At 64.8% G+C, this 19,602-nt stretch carries 19 protein-coding genes and 1 pseudogene; 16 read left to right on the top strand and 4 right to left on the bottom strand.

Going from position 1 to position 19,602, the window contains the following annotated elements:
* Nucleotides 1-474: acyl-CoA dehydrogenase family protein (locus ACFYVR_RS19125; RefSeq protein WP_387476000.1), on the top strand; the 474-nt coding region annotated here is incomplete at its 5' end.
* Between the two features lie 621 nt (nt 475-1,095).
* Here the strand turns inward: ACFYVR_RS19125 and ACFYVR_RS19120 are convergent.
* Both ACFYVR_RS19120 and ACFYVR_RS19115 read right to left on the bottom strand, forming a co-directional pair.
* Nucleotides 1,096-1,406, bottom strand: a pseudogene (locus ACFYVR_RS19120) (DDE-type integrase/transposase/recombinase); the annotation flags it as partial.
* Between the two features lie 9 nt (nt 1,407-1,415).
* Entirely contained in the window at nt 1,416-1,643 is a 228-nt protein-coding gene (locus ACFYVR_RS19115; RefSeq protein ID WP_387475998.1) for a hypothetical protein, read from the bottom strand.
* An 874-nt stretch (nt 1,644-2,517) separates the two neighbouring features.
* On the opposite strand from ACFYVR_RS19115, the gene ACFYVR_RS19110 reads away from it, so the two are divergent.
* The 5 genes from ACFYVR_RS19110 to ACFYVR_RS19090 all read left to right on the top strand — a co-directional run bounded on the left by ACFYVR_RS19110 (nt 2,518) and on the right by ACFYVR_RS19090 (nt 7,882).
* Nucleotides 2,518-3,498 (top strand): ABC transporter permease, encoded by a 981-nt coding sequence (locus ACFYVR_RS19110; RefSeq protein ID WP_387475996.1) that lies wholly within the window; start codon nt 2,518-2,520, stop codon nt 3,496-3,498.
* Nucleotides 3,495-4,382 (top strand): ABC transporter permease, encoded by an 888-nt coding sequence (locus tag ACFYVR_RS19105; RefSeq protein ID WP_387475994.1) that lies wholly within the window; start codon nt 3,495-3,497, stop codon nt 4,380-4,382. The genes ACFYVR_RS19110 and ACFYVR_RS19105 overlap by 4 nt, the downstream gene beginning before the upstream one ends.
* Complete coding sequence (locus ACFYVR_RS19100) at nt 4,379-5,401, top strand: ABC transporter ATP-binding protein (RefSeq protein WP_387475992.1); 1,023 nt, start codon at nt 4,379-4,381, stop codon at nt 5,399-5,401. The genes ACFYVR_RS19105 and ACFYVR_RS19100 overlap by 4 nt, the downstream gene beginning before the upstream one ends.
* Nucleotides 5,394-6,263 (top strand): ATP-binding cassette domain-containing protein, encoded by an 870-nt coding sequence (locus ACFYVR_RS19095; protein ID WP_387475990.1) that lies wholly within the window; start codon nt 5,394-5,396, stop codon nt 6,261-6,263. The genes ACFYVR_RS19100 and ACFYVR_RS19095 overlap by 8 nt, the downstream gene beginning before the upstream one ends.
* A gap of 68 nt (nt 6,264-6,331) precedes the next feature.
* The gene (locus tag ACFYVR_RS19090; RefSeq protein ID WP_387475988.1) at nt 6,332-7,882 is read left to right on the top strand and encodes an ABC transporter substrate-binding protein; all 1,551 of its coding nucleotides are present in this window, start codon (nt 6,332-6,334) and stop codon (nt 7,880-7,882) included.
* A gap of 86 nt (nt 7,883-7,968) precedes the next feature.
* On the opposite strand, the gene ACFYVR_RS19085 is transcribed toward ACFYVR_RS19090, so the two are convergent.
* On the bottom strand, nt 7,969-8,424 hold the full coding sequence (locus ACFYVR_RS19085; protein ID WP_387475986.1) for a hypothetical protein: 456 nt from the start codon (nt 8,422-8,424) through the stop codon (nt 7,969-7,971).
* A 373-nt stretch (nt 8,425-8,797) separates the two neighbouring features.
* On the opposite strand from ACFYVR_RS19085, the gene ACFYVR_RS19080 reads away from it, so the two are divergent.
* The 4 genes from ACFYVR_RS19080 (at nt 8,798) to ACFYVR_RS19065 (ending at nt 13,045) form a co-directional block, all read left to right on the top strand.
* A complete protein-coding gene (locus tag ACFYVR_RS19080) occupies nt 8,798-9,229 on the top strand; it encodes a MaoC family dehydratase N-terminal domain-containing protein (protein ID WP_387475984.1) in 432 nt (143 codons plus the stop codon).
* Nucleotides 9,226-9,627 (top strand): MaoC/PaaZ C-terminal domain-containing protein, encoded by a 402-nt coding sequence (locus tag ACFYVR_RS19075; RefSeq protein WP_387475982.1) that lies wholly within the window; start codon nt 9,226-9,228, stop codon nt 9,625-9,627. The genes ACFYVR_RS19080 and ACFYVR_RS19075 overlap by 4 nt, the downstream gene beginning before the upstream one ends.
* Nucleotides 9,628-9,731: 104 nt before the next feature.
* Entirely contained in the window at nt 9,732-10,523 is a 792-nt protein-coding gene (locus ACFYVR_RS19070; protein WP_387475980.1) for an SDR family oxidoreductase, read from the top strand.
* Nucleotides 10,524-10,582: 59 nt separating this feature from the next.
* Complete coding sequence (locus tag ACFYVR_RS19065) at nt 10,583-13,045, top strand: CoA transferase (protein ID WP_387475978.1); 2,463 nt, start codon at nt 10,583-10,585, stop codon at nt 13,043-13,045.
* Here ACFYVR_RS19065 and ACFYVR_RS19060 read toward each other — a convergent pair.
* The gene (locus ACFYVR_RS19060; RefSeq protein ID WP_387475976.1) at nt 13,031-13,747 is read right to left on the bottom strand and encodes a TetR/AcrR family transcriptional regulator; all 717 of its coding nucleotides are present in this window, start codon (nt 13,745-13,747) and stop codon (nt 13,031-13,033) included. The genes ACFYVR_RS19065 and ACFYVR_RS19060 overlap by 15 nt on opposite strands.
* 173 nt (nt 13,748-13,920) lie before the next feature.
* Between ACFYVR_RS19060 and ACFYVR_RS19055 the strand changes: the two genes are divergently transcribed.
* The 6 genes from ACFYVR_RS19055 to ACFYVR_RS19030 all read left to right on the top strand — a co-directional run bounded on the left by ACFYVR_RS19055 (nt 13,921) and on the right by ACFYVR_RS19030 (nt 19,160).
* Entirely contained in the window at nt 13,921-15,042 is a 1,122-nt protein-coding gene (locus tag ACFYVR_RS19055) for an amidohydrolase family protein (protein WP_387475974.1), read from the top strand.
* Nucleotides 15,043-15,047: 5 nt separating this feature from the next.
* Nucleotides 15,048-16,259 (top strand): thiolase, encoded by a 1,212-nt coding sequence (locus ACFYVR_RS19050; protein WP_387475972.1) that lies wholly within the window; start codon nt 15,048-15,050, stop codon nt 16,257-16,259.
* A complete protein-coding gene (locus tag ACFYVR_RS19045; RefSeq protein ID WP_387475970.1) occupies nt 16,256-16,699 on the top strand; it encodes a Zn-ribbon domain-containing OB-fold protein in 444 nt (147 codons plus the stop codon). The genes ACFYVR_RS19050 and ACFYVR_RS19045 overlap by 4 nt, the downstream gene beginning before the upstream one ends.
* 3 nt (nt 16,700-16,702) lie before the next feature.
* Nucleotides 16,703-16,918 carry a hypothetical protein gene (locus ACFYVR_RS19040; RefSeq protein ID WP_387475968.1) on the top strand — a complete coding sequence of 72 codons (216 nt, stop codon included), beginning with the start codon at nt 16,703-16,705 and terminating at the stop codon, nt 16,916-16,918.
* A 211-nt stretch (nt 16,919-17,129) separates the two neighbouring features.
* Nucleotides 17,130-17,837, top strand: a complete 708-nt coding sequence (locus ACFYVR_RS19035) for a PaaI family thioesterase (protein WP_387475965.1) — start codon at nt 17,130-17,132, stop codon at nt 17,835-17,837.
* Nucleotides 17,838-17,930: 93 nt separating this feature from the next.
* A complete protein-coding gene (locus ACFYVR_RS19030; protein WP_387475963.1) occupies nt 17,931-19,160 on the top strand; it encodes an NAD(P)/FAD-dependent oxidoreductase in 1,230 nt (409 codons plus the stop codon).
* The last annotated feature ends 442 nt before the right edge of the window (nt 19,161-19,602 follow it).

Here is a 19,602-nt window from a genome sequence, read left to right as displayed (position 1 = left end):
ATGATGGGTGAGCGCGCCCTGTCGCGTCGCACGCAGGGCGAGGTGCTGGCCAAGAAGCAGCTGGTGCAGCAGTTCATCGCCGATTCGGCGATCGAGCTCGAGCAGTACCGTCTGCTGGTCCTCAAGACCGCCTGGGTCATCGACACCCAGCCGCACGGCACGGCCCGCACCTACATCGCCATGTGCAAGGTCGCGATGGCGAAGGTGTACCACGACATCATCCACCGCGCGATCCAGCTGCACGGCTCGCTCGGAACCACGATCGAGACCCCGCTGCACCACTACTGGGGTGGCGTCCTGTCGATGGGCCTCGCCGACGGCCCCACCGAGGTCCACAAGGTCGCCGTCGCCCGCGGTGTCCTCGCCAAGTACGAGGCGACCGACAGCCTGTTCCCGACCGAACACATCCCCACGCGGCTGGCCGCCGCGAAGGTCAAGCACGCCGCCACTCTCGCGGAGTACGGACTCGCCTGACCAACCACTTCTCGATCACTCGGGAAGGGGGCCCTCGTCACCCGCGGGTAGCCGGGGCCTCGGACGTGAGATGGTGCTTCCGTTCCACCGCCGGCAGAGAATTCGCGGAACGGATCGCCGTCCCGGGACCGCATAGGCCCCGGGGAACGCCGCTGCATGGCATGGTCCATGCAGCGGCGTTCAACGTCACCCACAGAACCGCTTGCCACGCCGTGAGGTCGAGAGCGAAGCTTCGTGGCTTCGTGATCCGGAGTCGGGCATCGCACCTTCCGGACGCAGCGGCAAGGGCCGTCGCGAAGAGCACCCGCCGAATGCTGGTGTGCCCGCGCAATGGTCGAGTCGACGCTGACCTGCCACCTCGATCGCACCGGCGGCGTCGGCATCCGTCTGCAACGTAGTCGGGAGATCGGCCACACCCACGCGTTGCCAGCGCGGGAACGACCCGTACACCGTCTGCCCCGGTCTGTACCGGGACGGGACGTCGTCCGCCACGGTGTCCCAGGTCGGTCCGCCATCGGATCCCGTCGACCAGCTACCCGCTTCGTCCACTTCGGTGGACGCCTGCCTGCCTTCCCGAGGCAGCAACGGAGTCCAACACCGACCACTGTGCGTCGGTCCGATGCCGTTGGTCTGGGGCCGATACGGGCGAGTCCATTTCGGAGTGACGTCGAGGGCGGCGCAGGCATCACGCCAGAGGTACGACCGGCAGGAGGATCCGTTGTCGGAGAGCATCTTTCGGCGGTGACGCCACGGTCGGCGAACCATGCCACGGCCCGCCGGAGAACTTCGATCGCGGTCGCAGCCTTCTCGTCAGTGCAGATCTCGGCGTAGGCAAGACGGCAGTGGTCATCGACGACGGTGTGCACGAACGACCAACGCCTGCTCCGGGGCGATCGAGATACAGCCCCACGATGTCGCGGACCCTGTCCACGAACACCGGGTCATTGCTGATCTTGAAGTGCCCACCAGGTGAGGCTCGAGCCCGAACGCTTCCAGATCCGACCCACCGTCGATTTCGACATTCCGCTCTCGGCCGCCGTCGATGCGCGCGACCGGTGCGTCGCATCTCTCGGCTGACGTTCGAGTGTCGCCACGACAATGTCCTCGATCTGCTGGTCGGCGATGGAGCGAGGCCCACCGGGGCGCGGCTCGTCGAGCAGTCCGTCCAACCCTCGTTCGACGAACCGCTGCCGTCACTTGCGCATCGTCGTCCTCGACACACCCAACCGCGCAGCCACATCCGTATTCGACGAGCTCTCCGCGCACGCGAGCACGATCCGAGCACGCAACGCCAATCCTTGCGCGCTCGACCTTCGCCGCTCCCAACGGACCAACGCGGTTCGCTGCTGCTCGGTCAACACCAATTCGCCTTCGGACGACGAGCACTCACCATGTCGGAATCGTCTCCCAGCGCACAGAGAATGTCTCGCCACACGCTGGTCGCGCCCGACAACGATTTGATAGCGAATTCCGGCGTAGGACACCGGACAGCTTCACTTCACAGCCGGAGGCCTTCATCTGTCAGGTCGACTCACCGGACAGAGTCCGGAACAACCTACCTGGACATCACACTTGGCCAGGCTGGAATCGTTTCCTCGCTTCATGTTTCCGCAAGCACAACCGGACCCGGGCCGACGATCCAGTCGCGATCGGGGTGCAGAAAGAGGATCGGCCGCGGCGCCGTCAGGGCGCGGTGCTGGCGGATCGTGCGTACAGCGGTGCTGCCAATCGCGCATACTTGCGCCGGCTCGGTGTCCAGGGGGGGGCGGCCTCCGGTGTTCGACTGCGAGCACCACGAGCGGCGGCATGCTGTCGAGCTCGACATCAAACAACTCGAAAACAGCTCTGCGGCAACGAGATACGACACACAACCGTCCGCTGCAACACTGCCGCCACGGTCGCTGCGGTCAGGCGCAGTTGAAACACGTCCTACCTCGTTGACTAAGTCAAATTGACAACCGAAGTGATGTACCTCACTATTGTGCGAACCGAGGGAATCATCCCTTCGGTTGACCTTCCCGCTTGTATTCCGTGTGGTGATCCGTGCTGCACGCATGGTTGGATGGAGGGCTATTCATGTTGCGGTTCATGACATCACGACTACTGACAATCCTTCCGATGCTTCTGATCCTGACCGTCATCGTCTTCCTGCTCGTCGAGATCGCACCCGGAGATCCCGCCGCGATCATTGCGGGACCAGATGCATCGCCCGAGGCAGTGGAGGCAGTGCGCGTACGCCTGGGCCTCGACCAGCCGATGTGGCAGCAGTACCTGACCTACGTGTGGAACGCCCTGCACGGGGACCTCGGAGTGTCGTTCGCCACCAACGAGCCCGTCACGGACATCATTGCCCGCAGGCTTCCGCGCACACTCTCCATCGGCCTGTTTGCGATGCTCATGGTGGTCATCCTGAGCATCCCGCTCGGAATCCTCGCTGCCGTCAAGCGTGACAGCGCTTTCGACCGGCTCCTCACCGGCACCTCGGTGTTCCTCCTCGCCGTCCCTCCCTTCGTCCTTGCCGCGATCCTGGTGAAGTGGTTCGCACTGGACGGATTACAGCTCTTCCCTCCCACCGGATACGCACCGCTGAGTGATGGTCTGAGTGAGTGGCTGTTGTACGCGACACTTCCCGCCATCGCCATCGCCAGCATCAGCCTCGCAGAACTCGTGAGACAGGCGCGCGGAGGCATGATCGATGCACTCGAGCAGGACTACATACGCACCGCCCGCGCGAAGGGCCTGAGCAAGATGATGCTCGTCGGCAAGCACGCCGCGAAGAATGCCGCGGTTCCCTACGTCACCGTGCTCGGCCTGAACGTCGGACGAGTCGTCGGTGCTGCCGTGATCGTCGAGGCCATCTTCAACATCCAGGGCTTCGGTCAACTGGGCGTCACCGCCGTCCTGACCCGCGACATCCCCACGATGCAGGGCGTCGTCCTGGTGAGCGGTGTGATCGTGCTTCTCGTGACCTTGCTGGTCGACATCTCGTACGGCTACCTGAACCCGAGGATTCGAAACCGATGACCACCATGACGATTGCAAAGCCCCCCAAGAAGATATTCGGGTACACGCCCGGCCGGACGGTCAAACGCCTACTGCAGGATCGGGTCGGCATGATCTGCCTCGCCGGCCTGACATGCCTGGTTTTCATCGGCGTTCTGGCGCAGTTCTGGACGCCAAAGGATCCCACGGCACAAGACCTGCTGCGCAGGCTCGAAAGCCCCAGCGGTGACTACTGGCTCGGCACCGACTCGGTCGGCCGTGACATCCTCAGCCGACTCATGGTTGCCACCGGCGTCGACCTCGCCGCCGCTGCCCTCGCGGTCGGCATCGGTCTCGCCGTCGGTGCCGGCTTCGGACTGCTCGCCGGATTCCTCGGCGGTCCCCTCGACTCGGTGACCAGCCGCGTCTTCGACGTCCTGATGTCGTTGCCGCCGCTGCTGTTCGCGGTAGCCATCGTCGGCGCCCTGGGGCCCAGCCTGACCAACGCGATGGTCGCCGTCGGCGTGCTGCTGGCGCCCAGGTTCTTTCGGCTGGTGCGGGTCAGTACGAGCGAAGTCATCAGCGAGGACTTCGTGGAAGCCGCTCGTTCCGGTGGCGCCGGTCCGGTTCGGATCATGACGCGGCACGTGGCACCGAACATCTTCTCGCCTCTGCTTGTTCAGATCTCATTCGGAGTGTCCGTTGCAATCGTCGCGGAATCCGGGCTCAGCTTCCTCGGGCTCGGCGTTCAACCCCCGACCGCGAGTTGGGGCTCGATGGTCAAGGAAGGATTCGACAACCTCGCGATCAACAGCTGGACCATCGTTCCGGCCAGCGTCATGATCATCGTCTCGATCCTGCTGCTGTCCCTGTTCGGTGACAGCTTGCGCGACGCGGTCGGCAGTCAGGGAGGGAGCAAGGCATGACCGTCATCGCCGACGAGGTACAGATCCAGGACACGGTCCTGCGGGTCGAGGGCTTGTGCGTCGACTTCGACACACCCGATCACGGCTGGACGCGGATCGTCGACGACGTCTCGTTCACGGTGCGAAGAGGCGAAACCGTCGGACTGGTAGGGGAATCGGGCTCCGGCAAGACCGTGACGTCGCTTGCGATCATGCGTCTGCTCGCCCGCAATGCACGCACATCCGGCTCCACCTACGTAAACAACCGTGACCTGAACACCCTCTCGGAGAAGGAAATCGACGAGGCCCGCGGTGCCGAGGTTGCAATGATCTTCCAGGAACCGCGCCGCAGCCTCAACCCGGCGTTCACGGTCGGTGACCAGGTCGCCGAAGCGGTTCGCCGGCACCGCAGGTGCTCGCGAAAGGAAGCATGGGCTCGCGCAGTCGAACTGTTCGAGCGGGTCGGCATACCGGATCCCGCGACGCGCGCGCACGCGTACCCGCACCAGTTCAGCGGAGGCATGTGCCAACGCGTCATGCTGGCGATGGCACTGTCGTGCGATCCCGATGTACTGATTGCCGACGAGCCGACCACCGCACTGGACGTCACCGTGCAACGGCAGGTGCTCGGCCTGATTCACGAACTCCAGATGGAACTCGGTCTCGGCGTGGTGCTCATCACCCACGACCTCGGTGTCGTGGCGGAAGTGTGTGACCGGGCCGCGGTCATGTATGCCGGCCGAATCGTCGAGGATGCACCCATCCTCGAACTGTTCGACAATCCTCGGCACCCCTATACCGCCGGGCTCCTGCACGCGATGCCCGACCCGGTACGGCATGCCGAGAAGATGGGCGTCATACCTGGACGGGTGCCGCCCCCGCACGAGTTCGTGGATTCCTGCCGGTTCGCACCGAGGTGCCCGTACGTGGAGAACTCGTGCACCGAAGGACCGATCCCGCTCTCGGTTACCGGACCCGACCATCTCGCGCGTTGCGTACGCACCAGCGAGATCTCGCTGGAGGACGCGTTCTATGACTGACACAACCATGAGCGTTGCGCGCGAGAGCGTTCGATTCGACGCAGACGTCACCGCACTCGCCGTCGAGGGCCTGACGAAGTCGTACCCCGCCGGACGAAATCTGTTCGGCCGCGTCACCGAAACCGTTGACGCGGTACGCGGAGTGAGCTTCGAGGTGCGGCGCGGCGAGACGCTCGCCCTCGTCGGGGAGTCCGGTGCAGGCAAGTCGACCGTGGGCAGGCTGGCCCTTCGACTGATCGAGCCCACCTCGGGGTCGGTCAAGGTTCTCGGTGAGGACATCACGGCGATGAGTGCGTCCGACCTCCGAAAGGTCAGGGCGCGGGCGACGATGATCTTCCAGGACCCGTTCAAGTCGCTCAATCCCCGTGCTCAGATCGGGTATTCGATTTCCGAACCGATGCTGGCCCAGGGTGGCTACAGTGGAGCTGATCGCGCCAAGCGCATCGCAACGCTCCTGGACCGGGTCGGACTGACTGCCCACCATCTGGAGCGATACCCGTACGAGATGTCCGGTGGCCAGTTGCAACGGGTCGCGATTGCCCGCGCCCTCGTCACCGATCCCGAGCTCGTGGTGTGTGACGAACCTGTAGCTGCGCTGGACATGTCCATCCGTTCCCATGTCGTCAACCTGCTTCGTGAACTGCAGCAGGAACGGAATCTCGCCTACCTGTTCATCTCTCACGACATGTCGCTGGTTCGCGTCATCGCAGACCGTATCGCCGTCATGAAGCGCGGCGAGTTGGTCGAGTGTGCCGATGCGGCTTCGCTGTTCGAGAAGCCGCAGCAGGAGTACACCCGGACGCTGTTGTCCGCGATCCCGGCGTCGCATCCCAGCAGACGGACGTTCCGCCCTGCACGGTAAGTGCACGTTGCCAGGCAGCCGAGTTGTCAGGCAGCGCAACCCAAGTGTTCCCGGAAGAAGGGCTGAATATGATACGACAGCGCACGATCCGTGCGGTTGCCGCGCTCCTCGCAGTGGGGCTGCTCGCGGCATGCGGTGGCACCGACTCCGGGTCCGCCGGCTCGGGTGCCCCGAACACCGAGGCGACACTGCGCACCGGGTTCACCACCGCTCCCCAGACCCTCGACCCGCACATGGCGACCAGTGAGATCGTGTCGTTCCGCTTCGGTCTGAACATGATCTACGACAGGCTGTTCACCGTGAAGTCCGACGGCACGGTCGAAGGCATGCTGGTCAAGAACTTCGGATACTCCGAGGATGGCCGCTCGCTGATCCTCGACCTGAGGGAGGACGTGACCTTCCGTGACGGCACACCCCTCGACGGGAAGGTCGTCAAGGCGAACCTGGACCGGGCCCGGACGCTGGACAGTCCGTCGGTGAAGGCGCGCATGAAGCCGGTGGTGGACGTCGCAGTGACCGGCCCGTATCAGGTTACACTCGCGCTGGCGCAGCCGACGGACGTCGTTCCGTTCATTCTGGCCGAGATGGCGGGCTTCATCATGCATCCCGATCTGATCGCCAACGGCAACCCGGCAACCGAGACGAACGGTTCGGGCGCGTACTCGGTCGAATCCTTCGCCCCCGGAGAGCGGCTCGTCGTCGTCCGCGACCGGACGGACTACTGGGATGCGGACGCTGCGAAGGTAGCCCGCATCGAGTACCAGGCTATTCCCGACACCCAGGCCTTCGCCAATGCCATGGCCGGTCACCAGCTCGATCTGGGCCTGCTCGTGCCCGGCACGGCGGCCGCCCTCGAAGGGCGCAAGGGATTGGTCAATGTGGACATCCCCAGCGGCACCGGTGTGGAGCTCTTCCTGAACCGGAATACCGCACCACTCGACGACGTGCGGGTACGACAAGCGATCAACTACGCATACAACCGTGAGGAGATCGTCGAGGCACTCTTCCCCGGTTCCGAGGCCCGCTACCAGTACTCGCGTGCAGGACTGCCTGGCTACGACGCGTCGCTCGAGGGCGTCTACAGCTTCGATACGGCGAAGGCCAAGAAGTTGCTCGCCGAGGCCGGCCACCCGAACGGCATCGATCTGGGGCAGGTCATCGTCATCAGCACGGTCACGCCGGGCGTCGCGGACGTCCTGCAGGAGCAGTTCGCGCAGGCAGGCATCAAGATGACGCCGGTCGTGAAGGACGGACTCGAGGGCCCGCAGTCCTTCAGCCGTGGCGATGCATCGGCCATGGTGCAGGTCTCGACGATGGGTACCGGCTTCACCGCCGGCTCCGGCTACCGGTGGGGACCCCGAACGAATCCGGCGGGTGTGACGCCTGAGTACGAGAAGTTGTTGGCCGATGCCACCGATCCGCGGCGTAGCGCCGAGGAACGGGATGCCTCGGCGGTCGAGCTCAACCGGTACCTCGTCGAGGAGGCATGGGGCGCACCCGTGACGTGGACGACGGCACCATGGGTGATGAGCGACAAGGTCGGGCACTTCAGCACCGATATGGACTACGCCAAGACGATCGGGCCGTACGACCCGCGGTACCTGACGGTCTCCGATTAGAAGACGAGCGGGCCTCCGGTCGTGGATACACGGCCGGGGGCCCGCTCGCAGGTCGCGTCAAGGGTGAACGCGGCCGAGGGGACAGGTCAGCGATCGGCCCAGTCGGCCTCGTACCAGTACATTTCGAGCTTCTCGAGTGGTTCGGACCAGGTCTCGAGGTAGGTGACTCCTTCGGGGCCCGCGGTCATGACATGAGGCGTGCCTGCCGTGATCGTCCAGAACTCACCCGGACCGATGGTGCCACTGACCGTGGCACCGTCCTCTTCCCCGGTGATGGTGAACTGGCCGCCGAGCACGATGACCTGTCCGTCGAGGTTGCTGCGGCGACGGGGAAGCGAGAATCCCGGTGCGAGGCGAAGCCCGTTCACGTGGAAGGACGTGTCCACCTTGGTCGAGATCCGCAGGTTGCCCTTGAGGGCCTTCTCCACCTCGGCGGCATCAACGACGCCGCCATCGCTCCAGAAGTTCGCGGGAAAGACCTGGTCGACGGAGCTGTCCGCCCAGCCTTCTTCGGACAGCAGACTGTAGTGCTCGATTGCCATGGTCGAAGTGTGTCGAAGGCGGTTGGACGTGTCATTCGCCAGTTCCGTTGGATGGAATGCACCGTGCCGAGGGGAGTCGGTCGGTTCGTTCCATCCAATGGAAAATCGACGGCGTCAGGATTTGAGGTCGCGCCTAGTGTTTCGGTGGTGCTTCGGTTGCAAGGGTTCTTGCTCGTGCGAAGACACGGATAATTAACTGTTTGGTGAGGTGTACGGCAGGATCGGCGGCCAGAGAAATCAGAATCCTGGGTCGAACGAGGCTGCGCAAGAGAACTACAGGGGCCGGCGAGGGTGGCGAGTGCATCCTGCCGGTGGCGCCGCGCGGTCGGACCGTGGGTGTACTGCAGAACCAATCGCGGAGTGAGAGATACCTATGGTGAAGTTCCCAGTCGAATGGGGCAAGGTCAGGGAGTATGCCCACGCGACCGGTGCAGGTAGGCCGGCCTACCTGGACAACCCGGCGAGTTCGATTCCGCCGACCTTCCTGGCGACCGTCGTGTACTGGGAGAAGATCGGCGACACAGTGCGTTCTCCCGAGGTCGCGGAAGCGTGTGAGACTGCGGGCGTCCCACTCGACATCACGAGCCTGCTCTCCCTGGAGCAGGAGTACGTCTTCCACGGTCCGCCGCCGCGAGCGGGGGACACGTTGTGGACATCCGAGCGGCTCCACGACGTCCGGATCAAGCAAGGCCGGAGCGGTCCCATGGTGATCGTTCGCTTCGTCGTGTCCTTCGCAGGCGACGACGACAAGGTCCGAGCCGAATGCTGGTACACGTCCGCGTACGTGCGGAAGGGGAAGTCATGACGGAGTTGACTCTGGGACAGCAGTTGCCGGCGCGAGTGTTCGGTCCGGTCACCATGACCGACATCGTGCGCTACCAGGGTGCGAGCGGTGACATGAATCCGATGCATCACGACGACGAACTCGCACGCTCGGCGGGATTTCCGGCCGCCTTCAGCGTCGGGATGCTCGGCGCGGGCTGGCTGGCCGGATACTGCACGGAGCACTTCGGGGAGGACACGGTCCGGCGATTCCGGACACGCTTCACCAATCTCGTGTACCGAGGAGACGAGCTGGTCGCCTCCGCGGAAGTGGTTCGACTCTTCGAACGTGACGGCGAGGATCTCGTGGAGTTGGCGATCGCCCTGCGGAAGCTCGACGGTGCCGTGGTGGTCGAAGGATCAGCAGAGTTCACCGTCTGAGTTGTTCGACTCGTCAGGTAGGAAAGCTGAACGAGCTCTGCGAAGTAGAGAGAGGAACCATGAGAACCGGAGTCAGCGAGCGTCCCGATCTGCCCATCGCCCTGGTGGTCGGCGGCGGCGGCATGGGAATGTCGACTGCGCGGCGGCTGGGGCAGTCGCACCGAATCATCCTTGCGAGCCTGTCCGCAGACAAGAACCCGCACCGTGAGGCGTTGCTCCGCGAGGACGGCATCGACGTGACGGTGACGCAGTGCGACATCACCGATCCCGAATCCGTCGCGAAGCTCGGCAAATTCGTTGCCGAACGGGGTCAGCTACGCACCCTCACACACGTGGCTGCACTGTCGCCGTCCGTCGCGGATTGGCGCACGCTGCTGACGGTGAACCTGATCGGTGCAACACACATCGAACGCATGTGCCTCGAGCTGGCGTCGCAGAGCACTGCCGCGATCTTCGTGTCCTCGCTTGCCGCTCATCGATCCGATCCGCCCTCCGCCGAGATCATCTCGGTCCTGGACGACCCGTTGGCCCCGGACTTCATCGAACGACTGGAAGCCCTGGTGCCGGAGAAGCAGCCCGTTCAGGCGTACCGGCTGTCGAAGTTCTCGATCAACCGCATGTGTCGGCGGCGCGCGACGGAGTGGGGGGCCAAGGGCGCACGCATCGTGTCCATGTCGCCTGGACTGATCGCCACCCCCATGGGTGCCAGGGAATTCTCGGGCCAAAGTGGTGAGCTCAAGCTCGAACTGCTCCGGAACACGCCTCTTCAGCGTGAGGGCACGATGGTCGAAACCGCCGACGCGATCGAGTTTCTCGCGTCGGACCGCGCATCCTTCATTACCGGCACGGATCTGCTGGTGGACGGTGGAACCCTGTCTGCGGTCCGGGCCGGCTGAACGAGCCTCGGTGGCCGTGGCTTTCTGTCCAAATCACGAAAACAGCACGAAGGTGAATCATGACCGACTCAACTGACAGCACCAGATCTGCACCCCTTGCCGGTCTGGTCGTGGTCGATCTCTCCACGACGTTGGCCGGTGCCCAGGCGACCCAATTCCTGGCTGACTCCGGTGCCGACGTCATTCTTGTGGAGGCGCCCGGCGGAAGCCCGGTGCGGCGAGAACCAGGTTGGCCGGGCCTGCTTCGGTCTCGGCGCAGCATCACTCTCGACCTGGACGCCGATGCGGATCTCGATGTGCTGGACGGTCTGTTGAGTCGGGCCGACGTCCTCGTCACCACCATGCGGCCCGCAGAGTTGGAGCGCCACGGATTCACCGCGGAGAAGTTGGCCGCGCGGTACCCGCGCCTGGTCGCGGCAACCATCACCGGTTGGGGAACCACGGGACCATGGGCCAACTACAAGAGCTACGAAGCGCTGGTCATGGCCAAGTGCGGCATCTTCCATTCCAAGCGTCAACTCACGCCGGGACCCGACCCCACCTACGTTTCGGTGCCCTACGCCTCGTTCGGCGCAGCGCATTCCGCCGTACAGGGCATTCTCGCTGCGCTGTTCGAGCGTGAAGGCAGTGGCCGGGGGCAGGTCGTGGAAGCCAACATGGTGACCGGTGTCGGCGCTTACGACCCGTACAACTGGTTCTACGAGTTGATTCTCCACCGCTACCCGGACGCGTTCGAATCCCAGGTCGCGGCTTTCGACGACCAGGGTCGGCCGCAGTCCCGCCTGATGTTCGCGCTTCTCATTGCCGCCACGAAGGACGGGACGTGGCTGCAGTACTCGCAGAGCGCACCGCGGCTGCTACAGGCCTGGATCGAAGAGCTCGGCATGGCCGAGGAGTTGACCGACCCGAAGTGGGCGGGGTTCCCGGCGCTTCCCGATGCGGACCTGCGTTTCGAGTGGTGGAACAAGATGATCACCAAGGTCGGCGAGCGCACGCTTGCCGAGTGGGAGAGCACCTTCGAACGCAACCCCAACGTGGCGGCCGAGCAGTTCCGCAGCCCCGACGAGGCACTCGATCATCCGCAGCTGGTTCACGAGGGACGAGTGGTTACGGTCGAGGACCCAACCCTCGGGTCGGTGCGTCAGCCCTCGACGCTGGTCCATGCGGCAGGGAAGCCGCTGACCGATGTGCGCCGCGCTCCCGGCATCGGTGAGCATTCCGCAGAACTTCGCGAGTTCGCGGCCTTGTCTGCTGTCGAGGATCTCGTGGCTGCCGTGAGTGCGGCCGGTGACACGAAGTACCCGCTCGAGGGTGTGACAATTCTCGAACTCGGGGCGATGTACGCCGGGCCGTACGCGGCGACCGTGCTCACGGATCTCGGTGCGCGAGTGATCAAGATCGAGCCCCTCGACGGCGACCTCACCCGGGGGATCATGGCTTTCCCCGAGGCCGGTGGCGCGAAGGTGTTGCAGGGTAAGGAGAGCATTGCTGTCGATCTCGGCACCGACGAGGGTCGGGAGATCCTGCATCGGCTGGTCCGGCAGTGTGACGCGGTGCTGCAGACCTACCGTGCCGGCGCGTCCCGGCGCATCGGTGTCGACGAGGCGTCCCTGAGAAAGATCAAACCGGATCTGGTGTACCTCAACGCGGTCGGCTACGGCGTCGACGGCCCGTACGCGTCGCGGCCGGCCTATGCGCCGTCGATGGGCGCGGCGTCGGGGGTGTCGGTCACCGATTCTCCGCTGGTCAGGCAGGGGCCCGAGGATCGCGAGGAGCTTCTGACCGGCGCGCGTAGTCTTTATGCCGGTGGGACGGTCCCGGCGGTGCAGTCCGATGGTGTGGCCGCTCTCGGTGCGGGATCCGCGCTGATGCTGGCGATCTACGCGAAGCGGCGTGGAATCGTCATGTCGGACGTCGTCACGACCATGTTGGGGAGTTGCACGCAGATCCTGATGTCGCGGAACGCCAGCTACGAGGGTCGCCCGGAGGCGGCACGCGTCGACGCCGAGTTCCGCGGGCTCGGCCCGCTGTACCGGATGTACAGGGCTGCCGACGGCTGGGTCTTCCTGGCCGCGCCGGAGGTGGACGAGTGGGCTCCACTGGTCCGGGCGCTCTCCGGCTATGGCGAGATCGCTGACGTGCGGTTCGCAGATCACGAGTCGCGGAATGCGAACAGCGAGGCGCTGGTGGCCGTGCTGAGCAGTATTTTCGCCACACGGAACAAGGACGAGTGGGAGGCGCTGCTGACGGCACAGGACGTCGGTTGTGTTGCTGTCTCCCAGGAGTCGGCGGAGTGGCGCATGCAGACCGACGAGTTCCACGACGCCGGGTACACGGCCAACGCCGTGAGTCCCGTGTTCGACGAGCACCGGCGCCTGGCTCCGCTCAATAGGTTCTCGAGGTCTGCTGTGAAGGCCGACGCCGGGTGCACCTTGGGCGAGCACACCGACTCACTGCTGAACGAGATCGGTTATGACGCCGCACGGATCGCAGAGCTGAGGGAAGCGTCAGTCGTCGGTTGATTCCGTCGCAGGGTGGAGGATGAAGGGGACGGCCGTGTCGGACTTCAGGAGGCGCGAAGTGCTTGCTGAGACCGACGCGGTCAACATCCCCACCCACCCGTCCACGTAGCTGCTCAGCCGCGCCTCACTGATGTGCTGTTGCCTGCGTGCATGATCGCCGAGCATGTGCAGCACGCTGTTGTAGAGCTGGACCTCGCGGCCGCGCCTGACTCGTTCCGGCATATCGGCTAGCACATCGAGGGGTATCTGGCTCGAGACGTCGACGGTGGCGTTCTCGAACTGCCTCGGCCAGTACTCGCCGTGCGAGAGCGGGTTCTCGTTCAGCTTTGCGAGGAAGGGCACGAACATCTCGCCGCGGTCGATGCTCTCCACCAGTGGGCGGACGATCAGCCACACCATCGTCCGGGGGTCGCCGAGGCTGTTCTCGGCGCGCGCCTCCTCCAGAAGCTCGGTTCGTCGTGCGTCGATGGTCTTGTAGCGAAACGCGATGAGTGATCGTACGAGACCGGCCTTCGATCCGAAGTGATAGGCGATGACCGAGGAGTTCGATTGGCCGGCCTGTATCTGTATCTCCCGCAGAGTGACTCCTTCGACACCGTGCCACGCGAACAGACGCTCCGCCGAGATCATCAGAAGTTCGCGGGTCGCTTCGCCGGTGGTGTGCCTGCGTCGCGGGCTGACGGCACCTTTGTCGAGTGGCATGTGTCGAGCTCTCCTTCGGTCCGTTGGTTGGCGCGGGTGACTCCATGATGCCTCGAGGCTCACTCAAAGGTAATGTGAATATCTTAGAAAGTATGGACACTTCGCTAACTTAGTGAGATAGTCGATGCAACACTCCGCCGCATGTGTGCGGCCCAACCTCGGAGGACTGTGCAATGCAGAAGATCTGGACCAACTCCGGCGATTCGCACTTTCTCGAGCCGGAAGACCTGTGGACGACCAGGTTGCCGAAGGCGCTCGCGGATCTGACGCCGAAGTCCGTGAAGGACCCGGACGGCGAATACGAAACTGTCACTGTCGACGGGCAGACGTTCCGCCGCAAGCTGCCGACGTCGGCGGCTGTCAGCTTCCTGGAGGAGACCCGGAAGGCGGTCGGCATCCGGGACGCGAAGGCGCGCCTCACCGACCTGGATCACGAGGGTGTGTGGGCCGAGGTCATCTTCCCCTCGCTGGGTATGTGGTCCTCGACCTTCCGGACTCCTGAGCTGCTCAAGGCATGCATGCGCGCGAGCAACGAATGGGCACTGGAGGATCTCGTCTCCGTGTCGGAGCGCTACGTGGTGACAGCGCAGGTCTCGACGCTGCGGGTCGAAGATGCGGTCTCGGAGCTCGAGTGGGCGGCCGAGAACAACTTCAAGGCGGTGTACCTGCCCACCACGCCGCACCCCAGCGCGCCGGATTGGCACCGTCCCGACTGGGAGCCGTTCTGGGATGCCGCGGAACGCGCCCGCATGGTTCTCGCCTTCCACATCGGCACGGACCCGGTGGATGTGACCGCCGGCGGCGCGGGTGTAGTGTATCGCGGGCCCGGCGGCGCGGTGATGAACTACGCCGAGACGACCTTCTCCGGCCAGCGGGCCGCGATGAAGCTGGTAGCGTCCGGTGCACTCGACCGGCATCCGGACCTGCGGGTGCTGATCTCCGAGGGCGGCGCGACCTGGATCCCGTTCCTGGGTGATCGCATGCTCGAGGGCTACCGCCAGCACAGCATGGTGGTGCGGCCGAAGCTCAAGCGTGATCCGAAGGAAACGCTGATGACGCAGGTGTACGCCTCCTTCCAGCACGACGAGACGGCTGTCGCGGCACACGACGCCATGGGCTACAAGAACGTGATGTTCGGTTCGGACTACCCCCACATGGAGGGCACGTTCGGGCACACCCAGGAGACCCTCAAGCAGTTGTTCGACGGCGCCTCCGAGGAGACCCGCCTGCGGATCACCCAGGGCGCCTTCTTCGAGCTGTTCCCGCACGTTCCGGCCTGCCCGACGGGAGTGTGACGCTGATGCGTAAGGATTCAGGAAGCCGCGACGTCTCGATCGTCGGCGTCGGCGCCACGCCCTACTACCGACGGGGCGAATCCGCGGGCAAGAGCATCACGCAGCTTGCCGGCGAAGCCATTCTGGCCGCGTGTGAGGATGCCGGCATCTCCGTCAAGGAGATCGACGGCTTCGCCTACTACTCGGGCGCGGGTGCCGGTTACGGCGACAAGATGGAGACGGTCGACTTCCAGGAGACGTTGGGTATCCCCGAGGTCCGATTCACGGCAACCCTCACCGGTGGTGGCGGCGGTTCGGCCGGAGCGATCGGCCTTGCCCGCGCTGCGATCGTGGCCGGAGATGCATCCGTTGTGGTGACGGTCATGGCGCTGCAGCAGGTGCAACAGCGACTCGGGACCGTGATCTCGGCCAAGCCGCCGACCCCGCTCGGATCGTTCGTGCAGCCGTCCGGACTGGCCGGGCCCGGCCACCTGATGTCGGTACTCGCGCGTCGTCACATGTACGAGTACGGCACCACCCGTGACGCATTCGCCGAGGTCGCGATCTCGACCCGCAACAACGCACTGAACCGGCCCAAGGCCATTCAGAAGACGCCGCTGACCCGCGAGGAGTACTTCAACGGTCGCATGATCGCGGAGCCGCTCTGCGTCTACGACTTCTGCCTGGAGACGGACGGTGCGATCGCGATCATCACGACGTCGACGGAACGCGCCCGTGATCTGAAGCAGAAGCCGGTCCCGGTGGTGTCTGCCGCTCACGGCGGATCACGTGACTGGGGACGCGGATTCACCTGGTACGGCATGCCCGCAGACACCTTCACGTCCTCCGGCCACAAGTCGGTGGCCGACCGCCTGTACAAGCAGGCCGGGCTCACGGCGCAGGACATCGACGTGGCACTGATCTACGACCACTTCACCCCGATGGTCGTGATGCAGCTCGAGGATTACGGCTTCTGTGAGAAGGGCGAAGGTGGGCCCTTCGTGGAGAGCGGTGCGATCCGCTACTCGCGTAAGAAGAAGAAGGGGGCAGTCTCCGTCAATCCGCATGGCGGACAGCTGTCCGAGGCGTACATCATCGGAATGACCCACATTCTGGAGGGAGTCGAGCAAATGCGCGGGACGGCGATCAATCAGGTCGACGACGCCGAGTACGCACTGGTCACCGGAGGGCCCGCGGCTCTTCCGATCAGCGGCCTCATCCTGGGGCGTGACCGATGACCGAATCACGCCTCGCCTCGGTTCTGCCGACCGAGAGAGTCCGCATCGCCACCGACGCCTCGACCGAGCCGTTCTGGCAGGCGGCGAAGCAGCGTCGGTTGGTGGCACCCAAGTGCAGCGACTGTGGGACTTTCCGGCTGCCGCCGACACCGTTCTGTCCGGAATGCCAGTCGACGTCGATGGACTGGGTGGAACTGTCCGGGCGCGCGACGGTCTACAGCTTCGCGGTCGTGCACAAGTTTCCCGGGTATCCGGATCTGACTCTGGTGCCGGTTGTCGTCGACCTCCCGGATGCCCCCGGGACACGACTCGTCACGAACGTCGTCGATGTAGCACCCGAGGATGTCCACATCGGAATGAATCTGACCGTCGACTTTCATCCCATCTCGGATGGCTGGCTGTTGCCGATCTTCCGGGTCGACACCGCAGGCGAGGGCTGACACATGGCCGACGATTACGAGAGCGCACTCGAGGAGAAGCCGCTCGACTTCATGTCGAGCATCGCGAACAGCGGCGGGTCCTGCGACGGTCAGGGAATCATTCCCGACGGGGATCACTACACGTGCTGGTGCTCGTGCGGTGAGTGGAACATCACCGCTCCCGACCAGGAGGAGGGGCTGCGTCTCGCGCGGCTTCACACGGGCAGCATCGCGGAGTGATGCGACCGGGATCTGGTGACCTTCGCCTTCACCCGATCGGGCCTGACGGGCGTCTTCGTCACAACGAGTAGAACGTCGATCGGAGCGCTCCATCAGGACCAAAGTACTTCTGGTTCTGACGATTTGTCGTGACGCTGCGCTCGCTCGTGTCCGGAACTCGAGTTCCGGACACGAGCGAGCGAGCGGTCGGGTTTGGAAAAGGGGAGTACGGATGACATCTCAGGACTACGTACAGGATGCGGTCGTGCCGATCAGCACGGTGATCCGTGACGACGACGCGTCGCTCGGGATCGGCATGCCCGAGTTGGACCCCGTACCGGTGGCCGCCTCGTGGGCATCATTGGTGAAGCCGGGTGACGAGAACGACACCGTGTACGGCGACATGATCTCGCGACTGCGCGACTTCTTGGACTACGTCACGGCGGCTCGGCCAGATGCCGACACCGTGACCGCCCTGCGTGATGATCTGGAACGGTGGGGGCAGCGACTCGCACCGATGGCAGTTCCGGAGCGTGATCAGGTTTTCGGTCACCTCCGGGATCAGCACGGACGAGGGCAGACGATGTCGCCGGCCTTTGTCGTCAAGGAGGCCGACCGTGACAATGTCTGGGGGACGGTCCGGTTCGGCCGCTATTTTCTGGGCGGCAACGGAGCGGTACACGGTGGCGCCATCCCGCTCTTGTTCGACGAGGTCCTCGGCCGGTTGGCGAACTCGGCAGGACGACCGCATGCCAGGACCGCGTACCTGCACACCGATTTCCGATCGGTCACCCCGATCGGCACCGAACTGACCGTGCACGGATGGTTCGTCAGTGAGGAGGGACGCAAGCGGATCGTGCGTGCCGAACTGCGCGACGGGGCCGTGGTGTGCGCGGAGGCGGAAGGGCTGTTCGTTCAGCTCAATCCCGATCAGCCCTAGAGAGTTCGAGTCACGGCGAGTGCGGACGGCAAGTCCGCACTCGCCATTCTTGTGCTTGATTGTTTGTAACGTTTGGTCTAATTTATTTGGTACATGCACCACAGAGAGTTGATTGGGGAGCTACGCATGACGTCTCCGGATTCCGTGTTGGTGGTAGGCGCTTCTGCGGCAGGCCTCTCCACCGTGGAAGCGCTGCGGCGCAGGAACTACTCGGGCAGAATTACCGTCCTCGGCGACGAGGTACACGCACCCTATGATCGCCCGCCGCTGTCCAAGCAGGTTCTCTCCGGTGCGTGGGAGTCCAGCCGGGCTGCGCTGCGGACCGACGAAGCCCTCGGCGCCCTGGGTGCCGACTTCATTCTCGGTGATCCGGCGGTCGGTCTCGACGTGGCCACGCGGACGGTCAGGACGGTATCCGGCCGGGAACTGCAGAGCGACGCGATAGTTGTAGCCACGGGAGTACGACCCCGAGTCCTACCCGGGAGTGAGGGGCTGGGCGGAGTGCACGTGCTGCGCTCGCTCGAAGATGCCCTTGCCCTACGGGCCGATCTGGTACCCGCCACCAGGCTCGTTGTCGTCGGTGAAGGCGTTCTGGGATCCGAAATTGCTGCCACTGCAAGGCTGCTGGGTGCTGAGGTGACAATGGTCGGACCGCAGCCGGCGCCGATGGCGCTGCAGGTTGGTCCGATGGTGTCGGAACTGCTCGCGACCCTGCACCGGGACAACGGGGTCCAGTTGCGGCTGGGCGTCGGTGTCGCGGGTCTGACGGAAGCCGACGGTCGGGTCACCGGCGTCCGGTTGGCGACGGACGAGGTTCTTCCTGCGGATGTCGTTGTGGTGGCGATCGGGGCGATCCCGACCACCGCCTGGTTGGCGGACAGCGGCCTGCAGTTGGACAACGGCGTCGTGTGCGACTCCCGTTGTCGAGCCGCTGATGGCATCTATGCCGTCGGTGACGTGGCTCGATGGAACCACGAGCAGTTCGGTGGACTTGTCCGCCTGGAGAACCGGACCAACGCCACCGAACAGGGAGCAGCGGTAGCAGGTGTCATCGTCGGGGATGACGAACCGTATGTCCCCGTGCCGTATTTCTGGACCGACCAGTTCGACGTGAAGATCCAGGTACACGGCATCATCCCCACCGATGCGGAGGTGGAGATCGTCGACGGGGATGTGTCGGCTCGCCGATTCGTCGCGCGGTACCGCAAGGACGGAAACGTCACCGGCGTGCTCGGCTGGAACATGCCGAAGCAATCTCGCCAGCGCCGCCAGGACGTCGTCGACGGCCTCGCGGACTCCACCCGGGTTCCGTCTGTGATGTGATTTCGGAGCAAAGGAAATGCCCGGTGCGACATCGATGTCGCACCGGGCATTTCCATTTGCCATGGACGGCCAGGGTTTGTCTGACTTCTCGACCATCTGAAGGTCCCCCGCCGGTCGCGGGCCACCGCGCACCCGTTCGGACCGGGTACGCAGCGACAAAGCGCATTCCTCCGCACCAACCGGATTGCTGCGGCGCCACGAATCGGTGCGGACGCGTCCGATCAGGCCGGGCATCGTCGTCGCCGTGCTCGGTGGCCGTTCGATCGAGTCGACTACTGCGGCCGCAACGTGGTCGAACGCCGGTTCTGCCACCACGAACAGCGGCGCGGGGGGGGGGGGGGGGGGGGGGGGGGGCCGCCCCCCCCCCCGGCGCGGGGGGGGGCCGGGGGGGGGGGGGGGGGGGGGCCGCGGGGGGGGGGGGGGGCCCCCCCCCCCCCCCCCG

Origin of the sequence: Rhodococcus sp. NPDC003318, from assembly GCF_042879035.1 — a bacterium.
Classification (GTDB): domain Bacteria; phylum Actinomycetota; class Actinomycetes; order Mycobacteriales; family Mycobacteriaceae; genus Rhodococcus_G.
Note: the sequence above shows the minus strand (reverse complement) of the source record. Positions and strands in the feature narration are given on the sequence as shown.